Source organism: Roseibium sp. QJM3NY_11 (assembly GCF_056173175.1).
The window spans coordinates 3,476,073-3,493,326 of sequence record NZ_CM149660.1 but is presented as its reverse complement, the minus strand read 5'-3'; the positions used below and the strand labels follow the sequence as shown (position 1 = coordinate 3,493,326).

Genomic DNA, 17,254 nt, shown 5'->3' with positions numbered 1-17,254 from the left:
CGTATCAAGGCAAACCGCACGGGAGACGGACGTGACGAAATCACACTTTGTGGCCGCACCAACCGACGGGTGTGCATGGGTAACGGGAGCAAGTTCGGGCATCGGCCGGCAACTCTCGATCGAGCTTGCACGTTCGGGATGGTCCGTTGCCGTGACCGCCCGGTCCGCCGACAGTCTTGACGAGCTCGCGAAAGAGGCCGCCGGCTTGGCGGGATCGATTCACCCGTTTGCCGGGGATGTGACGGATACCGCGCTGATGGCGCGCCATTGCCGGGACATCGGCGACAGGCTTGGCGGAATCGCACTGGTCGTCGCCAACGCCGGCATCTATCTTCCGCAGAATGGGCTGAGCGCAAGCGCGGACGCGTTTCGCACCAGCTTCGATGTCAATCTCATGGGGACGGTCAACACTCTTCTGCCGGTCATCGACATCATGAAAAGCACGGGCAGGGGCCAGATCGCAGTGGTGTCCTCGGTTGCCGGATATGCCGGTTTGCCGACATCAGCCGCTTACGGCGCCACCAAGGCGGGCCTGATCAATCTCGTCGAATCCCTGAAATTCGACCTGGATCCCGCAGGTATCCGCATCCAGCTGATCAGCCCCGGGTTCGTGGATACGCCCGCCACGGAATCCAACCCGTTTCCGATGCCCTACCTGATCAGCGTTGACGAGGCCGTTGGAGAAATTCTCAAGGGTCTCAGGCACAAGACACGCTTTGAAATCGCCTTTCCGGCAGCATTCGTGCGCCGGCTGAAACTGCTGCAGCTGCTGCCTTACAGGGTCTATTTCCCGCTTGTGGCCCGGGCCACGGGCTGGACCGGGAAAAAGACGGGTTAGCGACAGCCGCCGGTCTTTTGTCACCGGACGAGGCGGCGCCGCGTCAGGACGATTTCACATAGACCATCTGGCGCACATCGATATTGCCGGAGCGGAACCCTGCCTCGCAGTAGTGCAGGTAGAACTCCCAAAGCCGCTTGAATCTTTCGTCGAAGCCAAGAGGGCTGATCTGCGGCCAGGCCTGGCGGAAACGCTCCCGCCATTCCGCCAGGGTGCGGGCATAATCCTGTCCGAAGATCGTCTGGTCCGCAAGATCGAGCCCGAGGGACTTGCCGATTTCCGCCAGACGGCTGGGAGGCGGAAGCATGCCGCCGGGAAAGATGTAGCGTTGAATGAAATCCGTGCCGCGCCGGTAGTCATCGAACATCCGGTCCTGAATGGTGATGATCTGCAATCCGGCTCTGCCGCCCGGCTTCAGGCATCTGGACAGTTGCTGGAAATAGGTCGGCCAGTATTTTTCGCCCACCGCCTCGAACATCTCGATGGATGCGATCCTGTCGAAGACACCGCTTTCATCCCGGTAGTCCTGAAAGACCACGTCGACCTTGTCGTTCAGACCCGCATTGAAAATGCGTGCCCGCGCGTAGTCGTATTGTTCCTGCGAAATCGTCAGTGCGCGCACATGCGCGCCGACGCTCTTGGCAACATGCTCGGCAAAGCCACCCCAGCCGCAGCCGATTTCCAGGACCGTGTGGTGCGGCTCAATGCCCGTCTGGCGCACGAGAGAAGCGTATTTTTCCGTCTGCGCCTGTTCCAGATCATTGGTCTCATTGCTGTAGATCGCGGAGGAATAGGTCATCGACGGGTCGAGCCACTCCTTGTAGAAGGCATTCCCCAGATCGTAATGCGCTGAAATATTGCGTTTCGAGCCCCGCTTGGTGTTGGTGTTCAGCCAATGCCGGATAGACAGCAGGAACCGTGACAACGGTTTGCCCTGAAGCGCCTCGATTGCCGATTCCTGGTTGATGCAGAAGACTTCCAGAAACGTGGTCACATCGGGCGACGACCAGTAGCCGGCCATGAAGGCCTCGCCCACGCCGACATCGCCGGCCTGGACCGCCATCCGGAAGAAACGCCAGTCGTGGATACAAAGGACGCCGTGCGGCCCGTCCTCCTGTCCCTTGATCAGAAACGTCCGGTCATCGGGAAACGTGACTTCTATCGAACCAAAACGGATTTTCAATGCAAGACCGGCGGCCATTCGGGCAAGGCGTGGCGCCCCCCTCAATTCACTCCGGACATTGTCCCCGGTCAGAAGAACAGGTGCACTCATCCCAGAACCTCTCGAAATGTCACTTTGTAAAACCCGTAACTGCATCCCGGCGATGCCGGTCGGGCCTTCCACCCGAAGCGTCATCCGCAGGCCGAGGATGAAATGGTACACGCTTGCGCCAGATTTTAAAGGCCTCCCAGTGGATGCCTGCGATGACCTTGAATGTCAGCAGCGGCACCCTCAGGCAGGCCCTGAGGATTGTCCCGGTGCGCAACGGGGACATCGAGCCTGAAAAGGTGGCCGCGAGCAGGGGACCCTCGCTGTCCTTTTCCAGGATCCGGACCCTGACACTGCGTCCGGGCGGCAACATGCGGAAATGATAGTGCTGCTCCATGCTGATGAAAGGGGAAACATAGAATTCCTTGCGCTGGCCCTGGCGGATCCCGGCGTCGCTGACCTCTCCCGGCCTGACCGGCGCCACATAGGTATGCAGGCCGCCGAGCGTGTTGCGTACTTCATAGATGAGCGCAGCGAGACGGTCCCGGCCGTCATAGGCATAGTAGACGCTGAGCGGATTGAAGCCGTAACCAAACAGTCTGGGATATGCGAGCAGCAGGATCCGGCCAGGCGCTGCCAGTCCCTCCGCGGCCATCAGGCCCTCGACGTGATCTCTCAGGCAGGTGCCGTCGCGCTTGCCATGGTCTTTTTCATGAAAGGACAGCAGATTGAAGCGGTTGACCGAAAAAAACCGGCTTTGCGCGGCGGCTTCGCCAAACCTGTCGACATCGATCAGAACGTTGAAGACCGTGTAGTTGAACCGGTTCTCACGCGGCTTCATCCGGTGATGCATGACCGATCCGTTGTAGAGCACGGCTGCCGCAGGTGGCGGCGGCCCGTTCTCGCTGGCGCGGTTGCTGTCCCGGTGCCTGTGTCTCATTCGGCCGCATCCAGGAATTCGGCCGGCGCGGACTTGTGTTCCCATGGCAACTGCGCCCCGAGGGCCTTGGCGACATCGAGGCCCGATGCGAGCCCATCCTCGTGGAATCCGTGGCCCCGCCAGGCACCGCAATACCAGGTGTTGCCGGCGCCTTGTATCTCCCCAAGCCGTTTCTTGGCCGCGAGTGCCGCGGCGTCGAATTGCGGATGGTCATAGACATACTTTGCGAATGTCTTGTCCTCGCGCGGCGCCTGGAACGGGTTCAGCGTCACGAACAGGGGCTTCGCGGGATCGATATTCTGTAGTCTGTTCATCCAGTAGCTGACGGTGACGTTGCGCGATTCACCGGCGTCCCGGTCCGACATGTAGTTCCAGGAGGCCCAGACGTTTTTCCTTCTGGGCATCAGGTTTTCGTCGCGGTGCAGGTAGACTTCGTTTGGCCGGTACCGCATCGCGCCCAGAATGTCGCGTTCCTGCGGGGTGGGATCGCCCAGGAGGGCCAGGCTCTGGTCGGTGTGGCTGGCAAGCACGACATGGTCGAAGACATCGGTGTTCCCGGAGGCATCCGTGACCAGAACCTCGCTGTCGCGGCGCAGGATCCGCGTGACCGGCGTGCCCAGACGGACCTTGTCCCGAAGAGGGGCCAGCAGGCGCTGGACATAAGACCGGCTGCCGCCGGAGACAGTCCGCCAGACCGGACGTTCCAGGGACAGCAGCCTGTGGTTCTCGAAGAAGGCCACGAAGCTTTCGGCGGGATAGGAGCGCATCTCGTTGATGGGCGTGGACCAGATCGCCGCCCCCATTGCCAGCAGGTAGTCGTTGACGAAACCGGCGGAGTAGCGTTCCCGGCTCAGGTAGTCTCCGAGGGAGACCCCGGCAAGGGCGCCATTGCCAAGATGGTCGACCGCGGTTCTGTTGAAACGCAATATGTCGTTCAACATGCGCAGAAAGCGGGGTGAAATCAGATTCTTGCGCTGCGCGAAGATCGTCCTGAATGAATTGCCGGACCATTCCAGCTTGCCACCGTCCGCCGACAGGGCAAAGCTCATGTCGCTGGCCTCGGTGGCCACGCCGAGATGATCGAGAAGTGCAGTGAAATTGGGGTAATTGAGTTCGTTGTAGACGATGAAACCCGTGTCCACGCAAATCTGCGCGCCGTCATAGTCAATGTCTTCCGTCGCGCTGTGACCACCGGGCCGCAAGCGCTTTTCGTACAAGACGACATCATGTGAGGAGCTGAGTGCCCAGGCTGCGCTGTTTCCGGAAATTCCGGAGCCGATGACGGCGATCCGCATGTTTTATCCTTCGGCCTGCCGGATTGTTTGTGAAAACACCGGCCGTCTGTAAGAGGGTCGGACAGTCTGTCCGATCCAGATTACGCCAATGGAGGACTGTCGGATCATGCAGGTCAATGAATTTAATAAATTTTTCGCGTTCCGGCGGCCGCAGTTTCGAAATGTGGCACGCCTGGATCCCTGCATCCGGAAATGGAACAAATACCGGTATTTCCGCTCTGCTGGACCTCCCCGACAGAGCGGATCTGGCGTCTTGCCTGCGCTATCGCCGGGACGTTATGCCTGAATGGTGCCGACGAGCCAGGTCCAGGCGACCTGGACACGGACCCGGGCCTCATCGAAGAAGGCGGCGACCTTGTTCCAGAGCGTTTCGCCGAAATCGGCGATCTGCAGGATCGGCCCCCTTTTCACCGGCGCCTCTTCAGCGGTTTCGATCAATTCGATCGTGGTGGCGTCGGCGCCCTCGTTGACCACCCGCCGGGTGACCATGAGCGTGCTTTCGCTGACGAGCCGGGATTCATCCTTGCCGGCAATGATCATGTCCTGATCCACGGAGCTGACCACGACTGCGCGGCCGTCCGGCAGAAGATGGGTCTCGTTCGTATTCACCTCTGAGTCGTAGATCACTTCGCCGTAGGAATCGATAAGTTCGACCCACACGGCCTTGCGGCCATCGAGTTCGATCTCGCCGACCCAGATCGTCAGTTCGCTTTCCAGCGGATCAAGCTGGTCCTGGGACGCGGACGCAACTGTCACTGAAAGACGGTCTTCCGGAAGCCTGATCGTTTCCTGCGGAAGCGGGGCGGCCACCGCACTTCCTGCCAGGGTCAGGACTAAGCCGAGCGCAAAAACACCTGTCTTGATATTCCGTTGCATGTACGCCTCCCAGGGCTGATACAACTTTATTCTCTGCGCAGGGGCTGTCTTGAGCCGGTCCTTTTGGGACATTTTTCAGTAGCTTGGGCTTATCCGCCCCTTACTGCGCAGACACGATTTTGCCATTATCGCACCACAATCTGTTGAATGCGTGTAATAAAGATCACAAATTCAGCGGTTGTCGGTGACTTTCTGTTAATAAATAAGGTGAACAGACTGTTCTTCAAGGCTTATCACCTCCAAGTGATGATTTGGACCTAGTTAGAATTATCAATAATTCTAAGTAAAATTTGTTGAGTGCGCTTTATCGACAGGGAAGATCTCATTGGTTGCTCTGCGTTGTCGGTTTGCGCCAGGCAGGAACAAGGGCATCAACACCACCGCAATTCCCGGTCCCTGGAATCCGCTGCATCAGACCAGGATCTGCGCGCTGCTTCCTGCAGAGAAGAACCGGATCCAGAACGTATCGAAGGTTGCCTGAATGCGAATACGCTCCACCGGACCGGTCCGATGGAGCGCATTCCTGATCCGCACGGTCGGATGGGGCCACGTGTCGAAAATCCGGTAAACCCGGTTCAATTGTCTTTCGTATCACGTTCCGTGCGATGACAGATATGAAACTGAGTGGTCAGTCATATTCAATACTGTCAAAAATACCAATATCGCCGTCCTGGAGGCGTGTGATTTGGTGTGTTTGCTTCTAACTTGTTGAATCTAATCCATTCTAACGGACTGCATAACTTAATAACCAAATTCGACTGATTAAATAAAAGCGATATAAATTTAAAAATACTCGCAAAAATTGAATTGCTTTAAGCCTGAAATACTGCGGGCGGTGTAAAGGAGCGTGAGACGGCACCGGATTATTCTTCGGTTGGTCGGTCGAAAATCCTGGTTTTCAGGTCCGCTGACCGGCTCGAACCTGAAATTCAGCGGTACGCCCTTTTGGAAAGGTGCGGTGCGGGGTGCCACTGGAAATCCTGTTGAAAGGGATGGCAGGGAAATGGCCGCCGTGTGTTCGAGAGTTCCGAAATCGCCTGATGAACGGCCCCCTCGGTCAGCGCCATGCGCGATGGATTGGCGATCGGAGCCAATTGCGGTGACAGGTAGCCGGACTTCACAATCAGAAAACGCGCCTTTTCGGGGTCTATTTCAAATCGGGCAAAGTCGCTCAGATCGTGAAACGGCTTGCGGCGTTCGGTCACGATGACCAGGTTACCCGCGATCTCGACCAGCACCTCCCGGTCCGCGGAAGTGCCGTCCCCCAGTTTCTTCCGGACAATGGCGGCAGCCGAAACGGGCGGGCAGGGGCTTCCGAACGCACCGCCGATGCGCAAACTCAAGGGTGTGCCTTCGACTGCGTTCCAGGCGACCTTGACGGCGCTCGGATCCGCAATGGCGGCAAAAACGCCTTCGGTCAGGCCTCGGGCGAGCCAGGCGTGCAGGACGTTGGTCCGGTCGCCGACACCGCCACCAGTCGGATTGTCACCGCTGTCGGCAAGGACAAAGGGTCCGGTGGAAGCGCTGGCCGCGTCGTCAAGGCATTCGTCCAGGGTCCTTGCCGGAACGCCGAAGTCGAAACGCGCGCGTGCGGTCCAGTAGCCTTGCGCGATGTCGGAGGCGGCGCGGCCAATCGCGTCCCGGTCGGTTCCGGTAACGACGGCTGCTGCCGTCGCGCGCGCGCTATCGGCCCAGACATAGCCGATCATGAGATTGGCATCGCAGATGCCCGACTGCCGGTCGATGTCGGGAAGCTGCCGGTAAAGTGATCTGGCGGGTTCGTCCTCCGTGCTGGTTCTTTCGCCCGGATGCAGGACCGGCACCGGCGCCCAGCCCACATACCGGCGCGCCCCGCCGCGCAACTGGTCGACAAGTTGAGCGGCTGCACGCACATGGGTTTGTCTGACGTTGATATGCGGCGCGGTGCGGTAGGCGCAGAAAATGTCGATCTGGTCGATGATCTTCTGCGTGACATTGCCGTGCAGATCGTAGCTGACGGCGATCGGCACGTCTTGTCCGACAAGAGCCCGGACCGCGGAAATCCAGTCCCCCTCCGTGTCTTCGATGCCGGGTACGTGCATTGCCCCATGCATGATCAGCAGGACCCCGTCGACCGGCAGTGCAGCTGTCAGCTCTTCAAGAAACGCGGTCTTGAAGCCGGTGTAACAGTCCGGTGCCACCGGGCCACCCGGGATGGCGCGAGCATGAAAAAGCGGTTTGAACGAAACGTCCTGAAACCCGTCTCCGTCGAGGCCGCAAAACTCCAGAAGGGCCCGGCCTCGGACGATCCTGAAATCGTCAGCGGTTTGAACCAGGGGAGAATAGGTGCTGCATTCGGTATGGATTCCGCCGAGGACGATTTTCATGAATTAGACCTAAAGCTCGGGAAAAAGAGCGCTGAGCGCGGCAAATCTCTGCCAATCCTTGTGCCGGGGCTCTGTCCAGCCAGCTTCGGCGACCGCGTAAAGCCTCGGAAAAACCATGTGGTTGAAGAGCCTGTTGTCGATCAGGTGCTCGCACCAGATGCAGGCCTGAACGCCCTTGAGCGCTCCTTTGCCGGCGTTGCTGAGACCTGTCGACGGCTCGTAGTCATAGGCTTCCTGGGGTGTCGAGACGCCTGCCCAGCTCGCTCCGGGCTCCTGCCAGCCGGACGCCTGGGCCATGTCCAGATAATAATGCTGACCAGGCGTGCAGATGACCTCGTAGCCCTGGTCGACAAGGTCCCTGGTGACCTCCGGCTTCTGCCAGGCCATCAGAAGAACGCCTTCCGGATCGATGCCGCCGCCATGCGAGACTTCGTCCCACCCGGCCAGTTTCTTGCCCAGCCCTTTCAGGATGTCCCGGACCCGACCCATGAAATAGGCCTGAAGTTCCATCGTGTCCTGAAGGCCGCGTTCTTCCATGAGACGCCGCGCTTTCGGAGAAGCCAGCCAGGAATGCGCGTCGACCTCGTCGCCGCCGATATGCACAAAGGCGCATGGGAACAGCTCGGCCACTTCCGCGAACACCGTCTTCAGGAAGGTGTAGGTCTCCTCCATCGCCGGATTGAGCGCGTTGTTGGGATAGCCCTGTACGGACTGATAGCTGTCCGGTGTCTCGGCCTGATCCGCGAAATGCGGATAGGTTTTCAGGAGCGCTGTGGAATGGCCGGGGACGTTGATTTCCGGCAGAACGTCGATGTTGAGGCTGGCGGCATGAGCGATGATCTCCCGCACCGTGTCCTGGGAATAGGCCCCCTGATAGACGCTGGATGCAAAACCGAGCTGCGCGACCTGCGGGCAGCCGGGACCGCGTCTGGCGCCGCTGATCGTCAGTTCGGGACAGGCTTTGATTTCCAGTCTCCAGCCTTCGTCATCCGTCAGATGCCACTGAAAGACGTTCATTCTCGCCCAGGCCAGTATGTCGAGCAGCCGGATGATGTCATTCGGTCCACGGAAGTGCCGAGAAACGTCCAGATGCGTGCCACGCCAGGAAAAGCGCGGTTGATCCTCGATAACGCCCTGCGCCGGGAACCGGTAGGTGTCGGGATCCGAATGGGCACCGTAAGCGATCTGTGCAAGCACGGTCAGGCCATAGTCCCGCCCTGTTGTCCCGCCGGATGCCAGGGCCGCACCATCTGGAGAAAATGTCAGCCGGTATCCGTCCGCCGGCAGGGTGTCCTCCTGCTGGAAGGTCAGGGGCACCAGGCCGTGTGTTTCTGAAAACCGGAATGGCGCGGGCGCTTCGGGAAACAGGCGTCTGGCGAGGCCATTGATCTTGTTCGCGGCGGCTTTATCCTGGGCGCCTGCAGTTTCCAAGAGGAATGCCCTGGCATCGGGGCGGCAGCTATCGACGGCAACGGTTTGCGGCCACGGAACAATGTAAAGCGGAAGGTCGACTCGTCCGGGCGGCACGCTCTTGCGCTCTCCCGTGTCCAGAGTGCCGGGCGCTTCAAGGTCATTGCAAAGCACATCCCGTACCGTCCCGGACGCGGTCAGATAGGCCGACTTGGGTCCGTCAAGCCTGTGACGGGCGGCATTGGTCAGCCCCTGGATGGCAAAGGACCAGGTTTCGCCGGGACGCAGCGACAATCCGTCCGGCGGCGTGACCTCATGGAAATTGGCGACGCGCGTGATTGCCGCGGCGTTTTCAAGCCGGGCGCCGGGACGCGCTCTTGCCAGGGATGTATAGGCCAGAGTGAAGGACGAGAGTTCTTCGGATCCTGTATTGGTCAGGGCAATTTCGAGCCGCGCGTCCAGCAGACGGTCAGCCGGTCTGAAATAACTGTCGAGTGCGAAACCGGTCATTGCGTTATCCATCAAAATCGGACGATTGGGTGAAGGTCCGGGGCAGGGCGGTGGTCCCCGCCGTCAGGCCGCTGTCGACGGGCAGGCAGATGCCCGTGATGCAGCGTGCGGCCGGACTGACGAGGAAATCCACGGCGGCTGCTATGTCGTCGGGTTCGGGCAGTTTTTTGAAGGGATACCGGTGCAGGGCCTCTTCAAAAACCTTTGGATTGGCCGCAGCCCGGTCTTTCCATGCCCTGGTTTTCACGGTTCCGGGCGCGACCGCATTGGCCCTCAATCCGTATTTGCCGTATTCGACCGCGATTGCCCGGGTTGCGTGAATGAGTCCGGCTTTCGCCGCGCTGTATGCGGGATGCCCGAACGTGCCCAGACCATTCACCGAAACGATATTGACGACAGCCCCGTTGCCGCACCGCGTCAATTCCTGTTCCAGAGCCTTGAAGCAGGTCAGGGCAGCTTCCAGATTGAGTGCAAGGTCCGCCGAAAGATCGCCCGGCGTCATGCTGTGCAGGGTGAGGCCCCTTGCGGCGCCCGCATTGTTGACGAGAATAGATACGGAACCGAGTTCCGACGCCGAAGCGGCCATTCGGGCGACGTCTTCCGTGTCTGTCACGTCACATCTGATCGCGGTCACGGTCAGGCCGTCCGCCTCCAGGTCGCTGACAGCGCCGGACAGGGCCTTGGCGTCGATGTCGATGGCCGCAACATGGTGGGTCGCCGCCAGGTGCCGGGCGATCGCGGCGCCGATGTCGCCGGCAGCGCCGGTAACGACGGCGACAGGCATGTCTTTCTTGTCAGTCACCAAGGGCCTCCTTGTCATCCGGATCGCGAGCGTTGCTGAGTTGGTATTTGACGCGCCTGAGATTTTCGCGCGCGCCGTCCCCAAGGTGCATGGCAACGAGGGTGGCCAGGAGGTCGGTCACGAACAGGAACGCATAGCGGCTGGTGCTGGGCCGCAGAATGTTGTCGCCCTCCGGCAGATCCAGGCCGATGGTGATGTCGGCGAGTTCCGAAATCGGCCGGCCGGGCCGGGTCAGTGCGATCACGGTCGCGCCATAGGTGCGCGCGGCCTCCAGGGCATTGGCCATCTGCAGGTTGCGGCCGGACACGGACAGGGCGAGCACAACGTCACCCGGTTTCAACGTGGCGGCCTGCATCAGTTGCATGGCATGATCGGTGATGCTGACCGTGCGCAGTCCCAGTCTGAAAAAGCGGTTCTGAACCTCATCCGATATCATCGAGGACGTACCGCCGGAACCGAACGCGGCAAGCAGATTGGAGCCTGCGATCGTTTCCGCCGCGCCAACGACCGCCTTCATGTCCAGGGCTTCGCGAGTTTTGACCGCGGCCGCCTGCAATTGGGCAAGCAGGCTGTCCGCCACATCGTCCGGATCGGCGGAGGAAGCGTTCGCCGTCAGGTACCGGGTGCCGCCAAAGGTTACCTGGGCGACCTGCATCTTGAACGCGGTGTAGCTTTCGCAGCCGAGGCGCCGGCAGAAACGGGTAACGGTCGGCGGAGAAACACCGGCGCGTTTCGCAACATCCGTGATGCCGGCATTGACCATGAAATCCGCGTCATTGCGCAAAAGCGCGGCCAGTATGCGCTCGGACTTGGAAAGCTCCGGCTCTACCTGCTGCAACACGGACAGGATATCCCGCATGGTGTCAGTCCGGCTTCTTGTAGGCGACGCAATCGATTTCGACCTTGCAGTCGACCATCATGGTGGACTGCACGCAGGCCCGCGCGGGCGGATGTTCTCCGAAATAACTCTTGTAGACGCTGTTGAAGGACCAGAAATCGCGGGGGTCGTCGAGCCACACGCCAACACGCACGACATCCTGCAGGCCGTAACCGGCTTCCTCCAGAATCGCGATGACGTTGCGGACCGTAAGATGCGTCTGTTCGACAATTCCGGCGCCGACGATTTCCCCGTCCTTCATGGGAACCTGCCCGGAAACGTACAGCCAGCCGTCCGCCTCGACGGCGCGGGCGAAGGGAAGGTTCTGACCACCGGCCCCCGATTTTTCAGCGCCATAGCGTTTGATCGACATGCAGAGCTCCATTTTTGTAAAAGATTTACATAGTGGTTTGACATTGGTTTTATTTCATCCGTATATTTTACAAAAATCAACCTCCGAGATGAAAAAGATTTCCGGTATGCAGAAAAGTTTGAACAACCAGGCCAACCCGTTCGCGGGCAGGGACGCAGACCGTGCCGAGATCTGGGACATGCTGGTCCAGCGCGATATCGAGGCATTCGTTGCGGCGGACTGGTCGCTGGTTGCCGATGATTTCGACGCCCCGGCGTTTTTCGGGATCGATGGCGGAAAGGTAGCAAATCCGGATGACTGGACACTCGGTTTTCCCGATCTCGAGACCTACCGGATCGAATGGCTGCGCCAGGCGCAGGAGTTCGCCGAAACGGATTTCGCGGAAGATGCCAGGGCGGCCATATTCGGCGCGACGCGTTTGACCGAGATCGAGATCAATGGCGCGCGTGCGGTCGCGCACAAGAAATTCGACGGGCGGATCCACAAAGCGGACGGCGGCGAAGACCGGTTGCTCTGGCAAACACTCTATTTTTGTGTGCGCAAGGACGGGCGGTGGAAGATTTCCGGATTTGCAGGGTACCTGCCGAACCCGCTGGAAGCGGCGTCCTGACCATGACCCGGCCCCGCGCATTCACCGCCGTTTTGGCGACGGAGACGAACACCTTTTCTCCGATCCGCATCGACATCGAAGCCTTCAGGGCGTCCCTGCTCGCGCGGCCGGGCGAACATCCCGACACGCCGACCCTGTGTTCCGCTGTCGTCACCGTTGGCCGCCGCTTTGCCCGGGACAACAATTGGGATCTTGTTGAGGGAACTGCGGCCTGGGCCGATCCGGCGGGACTGGTTTCAAGACAGACCTATGAACTTCTGAGAGACGAAATCCTTGACCAGATCGCGGCAGAGGCACCCTTCGATGTTGTCGTGATCGGTCTGCACGGAGCCATGGTGGCCGATGGTTACGACGATCCTGAAGGCGATTTCCTGTCCCGGATACGGGTGCTGATCGGCCCGAAGACGCCCCTGATTGCCACATTCGATCCCCACAGCCATCTGACTTCAAAGCGCGTGGACGCGGCGGATGCCCTCATTGCCTTCAAGGAATTCCCGCATATCGACTTTGTCGACAGGGCGGTGGAGGCATGGGATCTGGCCAAACGGACAATTGCCGGCGAGGTTGTCCCTGTCATGAGTGTCTATGATCCGAAAATGATCGACGTGTTCCCGACGACCTCCGGTCCGATGCGCGGTTTTGTCGACGACCTGGTCCGGAGGGAACGGGAAACACCCGCGATCCTGTCGCTTTCCGTCATCCACGGGTTCATGGCCGGGGACGTGCCGGAAATGGGCACCCGGCTGCTGGCAGTCACCGACAATGACCCCGCCCTGGGGGAGGCGGTCACGCGGGAGTTCGGCGAAGCCCTTTTTGCCTTGCGCGGCAAGGTCCGGAGCACCGAATTGTCCCCTGCGGAGGCCTATGAACGAGCACTTGCCCATGAGGGCGGACCGGTGACGATAGCGGACATGTGGGACAATCCCGGCGGCGGTACGGCTGGAGACGCGACCGTTCTTCTTGCCGAGGCCATGGAACGGAAACTGGAAGACACGGCTTTCGGTTCGATCTGGGATCCGATCGCCGTGCAATTGTGTCATGCGGCGGGAGAGGGCGCCCGCATGATGTTGCGATTTGGCGCCAAATCCGCGCCTTTCACGGGAAACCCGATCGACGCGGAAGTCGAGATCATTCGCAATATCAAAAACGCCGAGCAGCGGTTCGGTGAGAGCATCGTCCCCATCGGCGACGCCAGCCTGATCCGGATCGGCGGCCTGGAGGTGATCCTGAATTCCACCCGCGCACAATGCTTCGACATCAGCCTCTTCACCAACTTCGGCATCGATCCGGCGCGGCGCAAAATACTGGTCGTCAAGTCGACCAACCATTTCCACCAGTCGTTCGCCCGTGTCAGTCCGCTGATCCTTTATTGCGCGGCCGGGCGGCCCTATCCGAACGATCCCGCGGTGACGCCCTACACCAAGGCGCCCCGGGATATTTGGCCTATCAACGCGGCGCAGGGTGCCGGAGACCGCCCGCGGACGGCAAGCAGGGAGATAGAACAATGAGTGGAGGGCTTTCCATCCATGAATTGCTGACGCCGGTCGCGGTGATCGACGAAACGATCATGGAAACCAACATCAAGGTCGCCCAGGACTATTTTGACCGGATCGGCCGCAACTTTCGGCCGCATATCAAGACGCACAAGGTTCCCGCGCTTGCGGCCGCGCAGATTGCGGTCGGCGCGAAGGGCATCAACTGCCAGAAAATAAGCGAAGCCGAAGTCTTTGCCGATGCCGGGTTCACGGACATTCTGATCACCTTCAACATGTTCGGTCAGGCACGCCTGGACCGTCTGAAGACCCTGAACGCCAAACTGGATCTGCAGGTCGTGGCGGACAACGCTGTTGTTGTCGACGGTTTGGAGGAAGTCTTTCACGGCGAGCAGCCACTGAAGGTTCTGGTGGAGTGCGACACGGGAGCCGGGCGCAACGGTGTCCAGTCGCCCGAAGCGGCCGTCGAACTCGCCCTGCGGATCGCCGGCGCGCCGGGGTTGGCGTTTCAGGGACTGCTGACCTATCCGAAAGCGGGCTGCGAGCCGGCGGTCGAAGCGTTTTTCTCACAGGCGCTGGCGTTGCTCGCTGACGCAGGACTTGACTGCCCCGTGGTCTCCCATGGCGGTTCGCCCGGCCTGTTCGACAGTGATCTGGTGCCAAGCGCAACCGAGCACCGTGCCGGCACCTATATTTTCAACGACCGCTCCATGGTGCGGGCGGGCATGTGCGACTACGACGACTGCGCGATGCATGTGCTTGCCACCGTCGTCTCCCGTCCGACGGAAACCCGCGCGGTTCTGGATGCCGGTTCCAAGGCCCTGACCTCGGATCTGCTCGGATTTACGGATCATGGCCTGCTGATTGACTATCCCGACGCATCGATCGCGGCACTGAGCGAGGAGCATGCGGTGGTCGACCTGAGTCATTCGGACCGCAAACCGGTCATTGGCGAGCGTGTCCGCATCATTCCGAACCACACCTGCGTGGTCTCCAATCTGTTCGACAAGCTGGTGTTTCACCGGGACGGAATCGTAACGCGCATCGAACCTGTGGCGGCTCGCGGCAAGGTGGTTTAGCTACCGCGTCTCAACAGGCCGCGCACCCGGGCACGACGCGTCAGCGTCCCCATATCGACTGTCCGGCGACACGGAGCTTCCTCGGATAGACCGGGGGCGGACCGGGCAGGGGATGCCCTGAGTGGGCGCCAAATGCCCGGCACCGGTCAAACATGCATGTCGCCGGTATCGAGTTCGGCCAGGGAGTGCCTGCGTTCGAATGCCAGGCCGGTGTCGTCAAACAGGTGACAGTCGGCGCCGTTCAGACCCATGGAGACAGGCTGGCCGACTTTCGCCGGCGCGGAGCCTGGCAGCAGACTGCAGAATGTTGTGGTCGCGCCTTCCACGGCGCTGTAGGTGACCGTGTGAATGCCCAGATGCTCGACGACCGTCGGCACCACTTCGATCGACGCAGCCGCTTGCCCGATCGACAGGTGTTCCGGCCGGATGCCGAGTGTCAGGTTCCTGCCCGAAACGTCCCCCGTGGCCGAGACCTCGACCGTCACCTTCGCGCCGGAGGGCAGCCGGACCGTGACGCCGTTTTCGTCCACGCTTTCACCGGTGACCTTGATGAAATTCATCTTCGGATTGCCGATGAACCCGGCAACAAAGATGTTTTGCGGCTTGTGATAAAGCTCGAGCGGTGTTCCGCACTGGGAAATCACACCCTGGTCGAGCACGACGATCCGGTCCGCCATGGTCATCGCTTCAACCTGATCGTGGGTGACATAGATCATCGTTGCGTCGAGTTTGGTGTGCAGCTTGGCAAGCTCGACACGCATTTCCGCGCGCAGCGCCGCATCCAGGTTGGAGAGGGGTTCGTCAAACAGGAACACGGAGGGCGCCCGCACGATGGCCCGGCCAATGGCCACCCGCTGGCGCTGGCCACCGGACAATTCTCCTGGTTTGTGCTGAAGTCTTTCGGTCAGTTGAAGGATATTGGCGGCGGCCTGAACCTTCTCTTCCACCTTTTCCCTGGGGAGGCGTTCGACGCGCAGGGGGAAGGCGATATTCTCGAAGACGGACATATGCGGATAAAGCGCATAGGACTGGAACACCATGGCAATGCCGCGCTTGACCGGCGGGAGATTGTTGACGACCTTGTTCTCGATGGTGATGTCGCCGCCGGTGATCTCTTCAAGCCCCGCAATCATGCGCAGCAAGGTCGATTTTCCGCATCCGGACGGGCCAACGAAAACGATGAATTCGCCATGGTCGACATCCAGATCGACGCCCTTGATGACTTCCACCCGGCCATAGTGCTTGCGGATATCGCGAAGCTGCAACTCGCCCATGGTCATTCCTCTTTAGAAAAGCAGGCCGGGCCCCCGGGATGGGGACCCGGTCGATGCGCAGGGATTACTTGAATTCCTCAAGCTGCTCGGCGGCGATCTCGACAGCTTCCGCTGCTTCGACTTCTCCCAGAACGACGCCCTGAACGGCTTCGTTGATGGAGTCCTGAAGCCCGACATAGTCGGTCACGAACGGCTCGGGACCACCGGTCGGAATGGCTTCCAGGAAAGCTGTCCAGGTCGGGTCTTCCTTGACGATGTCCTGGACCTCGGGCAGGTCGCGCAGGGGCGTGTAGCCCTCGGCGACTTCGAAGGCCATCTGGTTTTGCGGGTTGGTCAGCAGCTTGGCGAGGGACAAGGCCTGCTCCTCGACACCCGAACCCTTGAATACGGCAAGGGAGTCGGTGATCAGAAGTGTTCCCGGACCGCCGCTCGGACCGGCCGGGATCGGTGCCACACCCCAGTTCACGTCCTTCACGCGGACCCGCTCCCACGGACCGGAAATGAACATGCCGATCTTGCCTTCGGAAAAGAGCGGACGGAGTTTCGCGCGGTCATAGGCGACCGGCCCAGGCTGGGAAACCCCGGCCATCTTGCCGTAGAACGCGAGTGCTTCGACATTGTTCGGGGAATTGAAGACGATTTCGCCGTCCTCGTTGATGACCTCGCCGCCGTTCGTGTACACGTAGTTCATGAACTGGTGCATCGTGTTGTCGAAGGAGGCCGCTGCCAGGCCGAAGCCGTCGGCATCGGTCTTGTCCTTGATCGCCTTGGCGGCGTTGTACATCTCGTCCCAGGTCTTCGGCGGTGTTTCCGGATCGAGGCCCGCTTCCTTGAAGAGGTCCTTGTTCCAGTAAAGTGCCTTGGTGGAGAAGGCGCGCGGCAGGCCCCACTGCTTGCCGTTGGCCGTGATCGTGGCAAGAATCGGAGCGGCATAGGTGGCTTTTTCTTCGTCGCTCATGTCGACCGGGATGATCAGGTCATTGGCTGCGAGCTGTTTCAGCGTGCGCGAGCCCATATAGGCGACAGCCGGCGGCTGGCCCGCGGAGGCGAGCGTCGTGGATTTCTCCTGGCACTGGCCCCAGGGAACGAATTCGACCTGGACCTTGTAGCCCGCATTGTCCGCCTCCCAGTCCTTGATCAACTTGTCCTGGACCGGAATGCCGGCGCCGGTGTTGTCACCGCAGTTGATCATGTGAATGACCTTGTCCTCCGCCTGGACGGCGGTCACGAGGCTGAGGGCGAAGGCGCCCCCCAGTAGCACTGATTTGTATGTCATCTGACTTTCCCTTTCTGGTTGGTTT

The 17,254-nt window shown here is 60.4% G+C and carries 15 protein-coding genes; 4 read left to right on the top strand and 11 right to left on the bottom strand.

Going from position 1 to position 17,254, the window contains the following annotated elements; translation table 11 throughout:
• The first annotated feature begins 31 nt into the window (after positions 1-31).
• On the top strand, positions 32-838 hold the full coding sequence (locus tag AC0VX3_RS16155; RefSeq protein WP_475521366.1) for an SDR family NAD(P)-dependent oxidoreductase: 807 nt from the start codon (positions 32-34) through the stop codon (positions 836-838).
• 43 nt (positions 839-881) lie between these two features.
• On the opposite strand, the gene AC0VX3_RS16150 is transcribed toward AC0VX3_RS16155, so the two are convergent.
• From AC0VX3_RS16150 to AC0VX3_RS16110, 9 genes are all read right to left on the bottom strand, one after another.
• Complete coding sequence (locus AC0VX3_RS16150; protein ID WP_475521365.1) at positions 882-2,111, bottom strand: class I SAM-dependent methyltransferase; 1,230 nt, start codon at positions 2,109-2,111, stop codon at positions 882-884.
• A gap of 19 nt (positions 2,112-2,130) precedes the next feature.
• A complete protein-coding gene (locus AC0VX3_RS16145; protein WP_475521364.1) occupies positions 2,131-2,988 on the bottom strand; it encodes a DUF1365 domain-containing protein in 858 nt (285 codons plus the stop codon).
• On the bottom strand, positions 2,985-4,283 hold the full coding sequence (locus AC0VX3_RS16140; RefSeq protein ID WP_475521363.1) for an NAD(P)/FAD-dependent oxidoreductase: 1,299 nt from the start codon (positions 4,281-4,283) through the stop codon (positions 2,985-2,987). Before AC0VX3_RS16140 ends, AC0VX3_RS16145 begins: the two co-directional genes overlap by 4 nt.
• 276 nt (positions 4,284-4,559) lie before the next feature.
• On the bottom strand, positions 4,560-5,159 hold the full coding sequence (locus AC0VX3_RS16135) for a hypothetical protein (RefSeq protein WP_475521362.1): 600 nt from the start codon (positions 5,157-5,159) through the stop codon (positions 4,560-4,562).
• 929 nt (positions 5,160-6,088) lie between these two features.
• Positions 6,089-7,525, bottom strand: coding sequence for a M81 family metallopeptidase (locus AC0VX3_RS16130; RefSeq protein WP_475521361.1), 1,437 nt, complete (start codon positions 7,523-7,525; stop codon positions 6,089-6,091).
• Between the two features lie 9 nt (positions 7,526-7,534).
• Positions 7,535-9,445 carry a beta-N-acetylhexosaminidase gene (locus tag AC0VX3_RS16125; protein WP_475521360.1) on the bottom strand — a complete coding sequence of 637 codons (1,911 nt, stop codon included), beginning with the start codon at positions 9,443-9,445 and terminating at the stop codon, positions 7,535-7,537.
• A 4-nt stretch (positions 9,446-9,449) separates the two neighbouring features.
• Positions 9,450-10,229: an SDR family oxidoreductase gene (locus tag AC0VX3_RS16120; RefSeq protein ID WP_475525192.1), complete on the bottom strand. Its 780-nt coding sequence runs from the start codon at positions 10,227-10,229 to the stop codon at positions 9,450-9,452.
• A 10-nt stretch (positions 10,230-10,239) separates the two neighbouring features.
• Complete coding sequence (locus AC0VX3_RS16115; RefSeq protein WP_475521359.1) at positions 10,240-11,106, bottom strand: MurR/RpiR family transcriptional regulator; 867 nt, start codon at positions 11,104-11,106, stop codon at positions 10,240-10,242.
• 4 nt (positions 11,107-11,110) lie between these two features.
• Entirely contained in the window at positions 11,111-11,497 is a 387-nt protein-coding gene (locus tag AC0VX3_RS16110) for a RidA family protein (RefSeq protein WP_475521358.1), read from the bottom strand.
• 88 nt (positions 11,498-11,585) lie between these two features.
• On the opposite strand from AC0VX3_RS16110, the gene AC0VX3_RS16105 reads away from it, so the two are divergent.
• Genes AC0VX3_RS16105 through AC0VX3_RS16095 form a run of 3 tightly spaced genes read left to right on the top strand, consistent with a single transcriptional unit; the run spans position 11,586 to position 14,679 of the window.
• The gene (locus AC0VX3_RS16105) at positions 11,586-12,107 is read left to right on the top strand and encodes a hypothetical protein (protein ID WP_475525191.1); all 522 of its coding nucleotides are present in this window, start codon (positions 11,586-11,588) and stop codon (positions 12,105-12,107) included.
• 2 nt (positions 12,108-12,109) lie between these two features.
• Positions 12,110-13,615: a M81 family metallopeptidase gene (locus AC0VX3_RS16100; protein WP_475521357.1), complete on the top strand. Its 1,506-nt coding sequence runs from the start codon at positions 12,110-12,112 to the stop codon at positions 13,613-13,615.
• Positions 13,612-14,679 carry an alanine racemase gene (locus AC0VX3_RS16095; RefSeq protein ID WP_475521356.1) on the top strand — a complete coding sequence of 356 codons (1,068 nt, stop codon included), beginning with the start codon at positions 13,612-13,614 and terminating at the stop codon, positions 14,677-14,679. Before AC0VX3_RS16100 ends, AC0VX3_RS16095 begins: the two co-directional genes overlap by 4 nt.
• 146 nt (positions 14,680-14,825) lie before the next feature.
• On the opposite strand, the gene AC0VX3_RS16090 is transcribed toward AC0VX3_RS16095, so the two are convergent.
• On the bottom strand, positions 14,826-15,953 hold the full coding sequence (locus tag AC0VX3_RS16090) for an ABC transporter ATP-binding protein (RefSeq protein WP_475521355.1): 1,128 nt from the start codon (positions 15,951-15,953) through the stop codon (positions 14,826-14,828).
• Between the two features lie 64 nt (positions 15,954-16,017).
• Entirely contained in the window at positions 16,018-17,229 is a 1,212-nt protein-coding gene (locus AC0VX3_RS16085; RefSeq protein WP_475521354.1) for an ABC transporter substrate-binding protein, read from the bottom strand.
• Positions 17,230-17,254 lie beyond the last annotated feature (25 nt).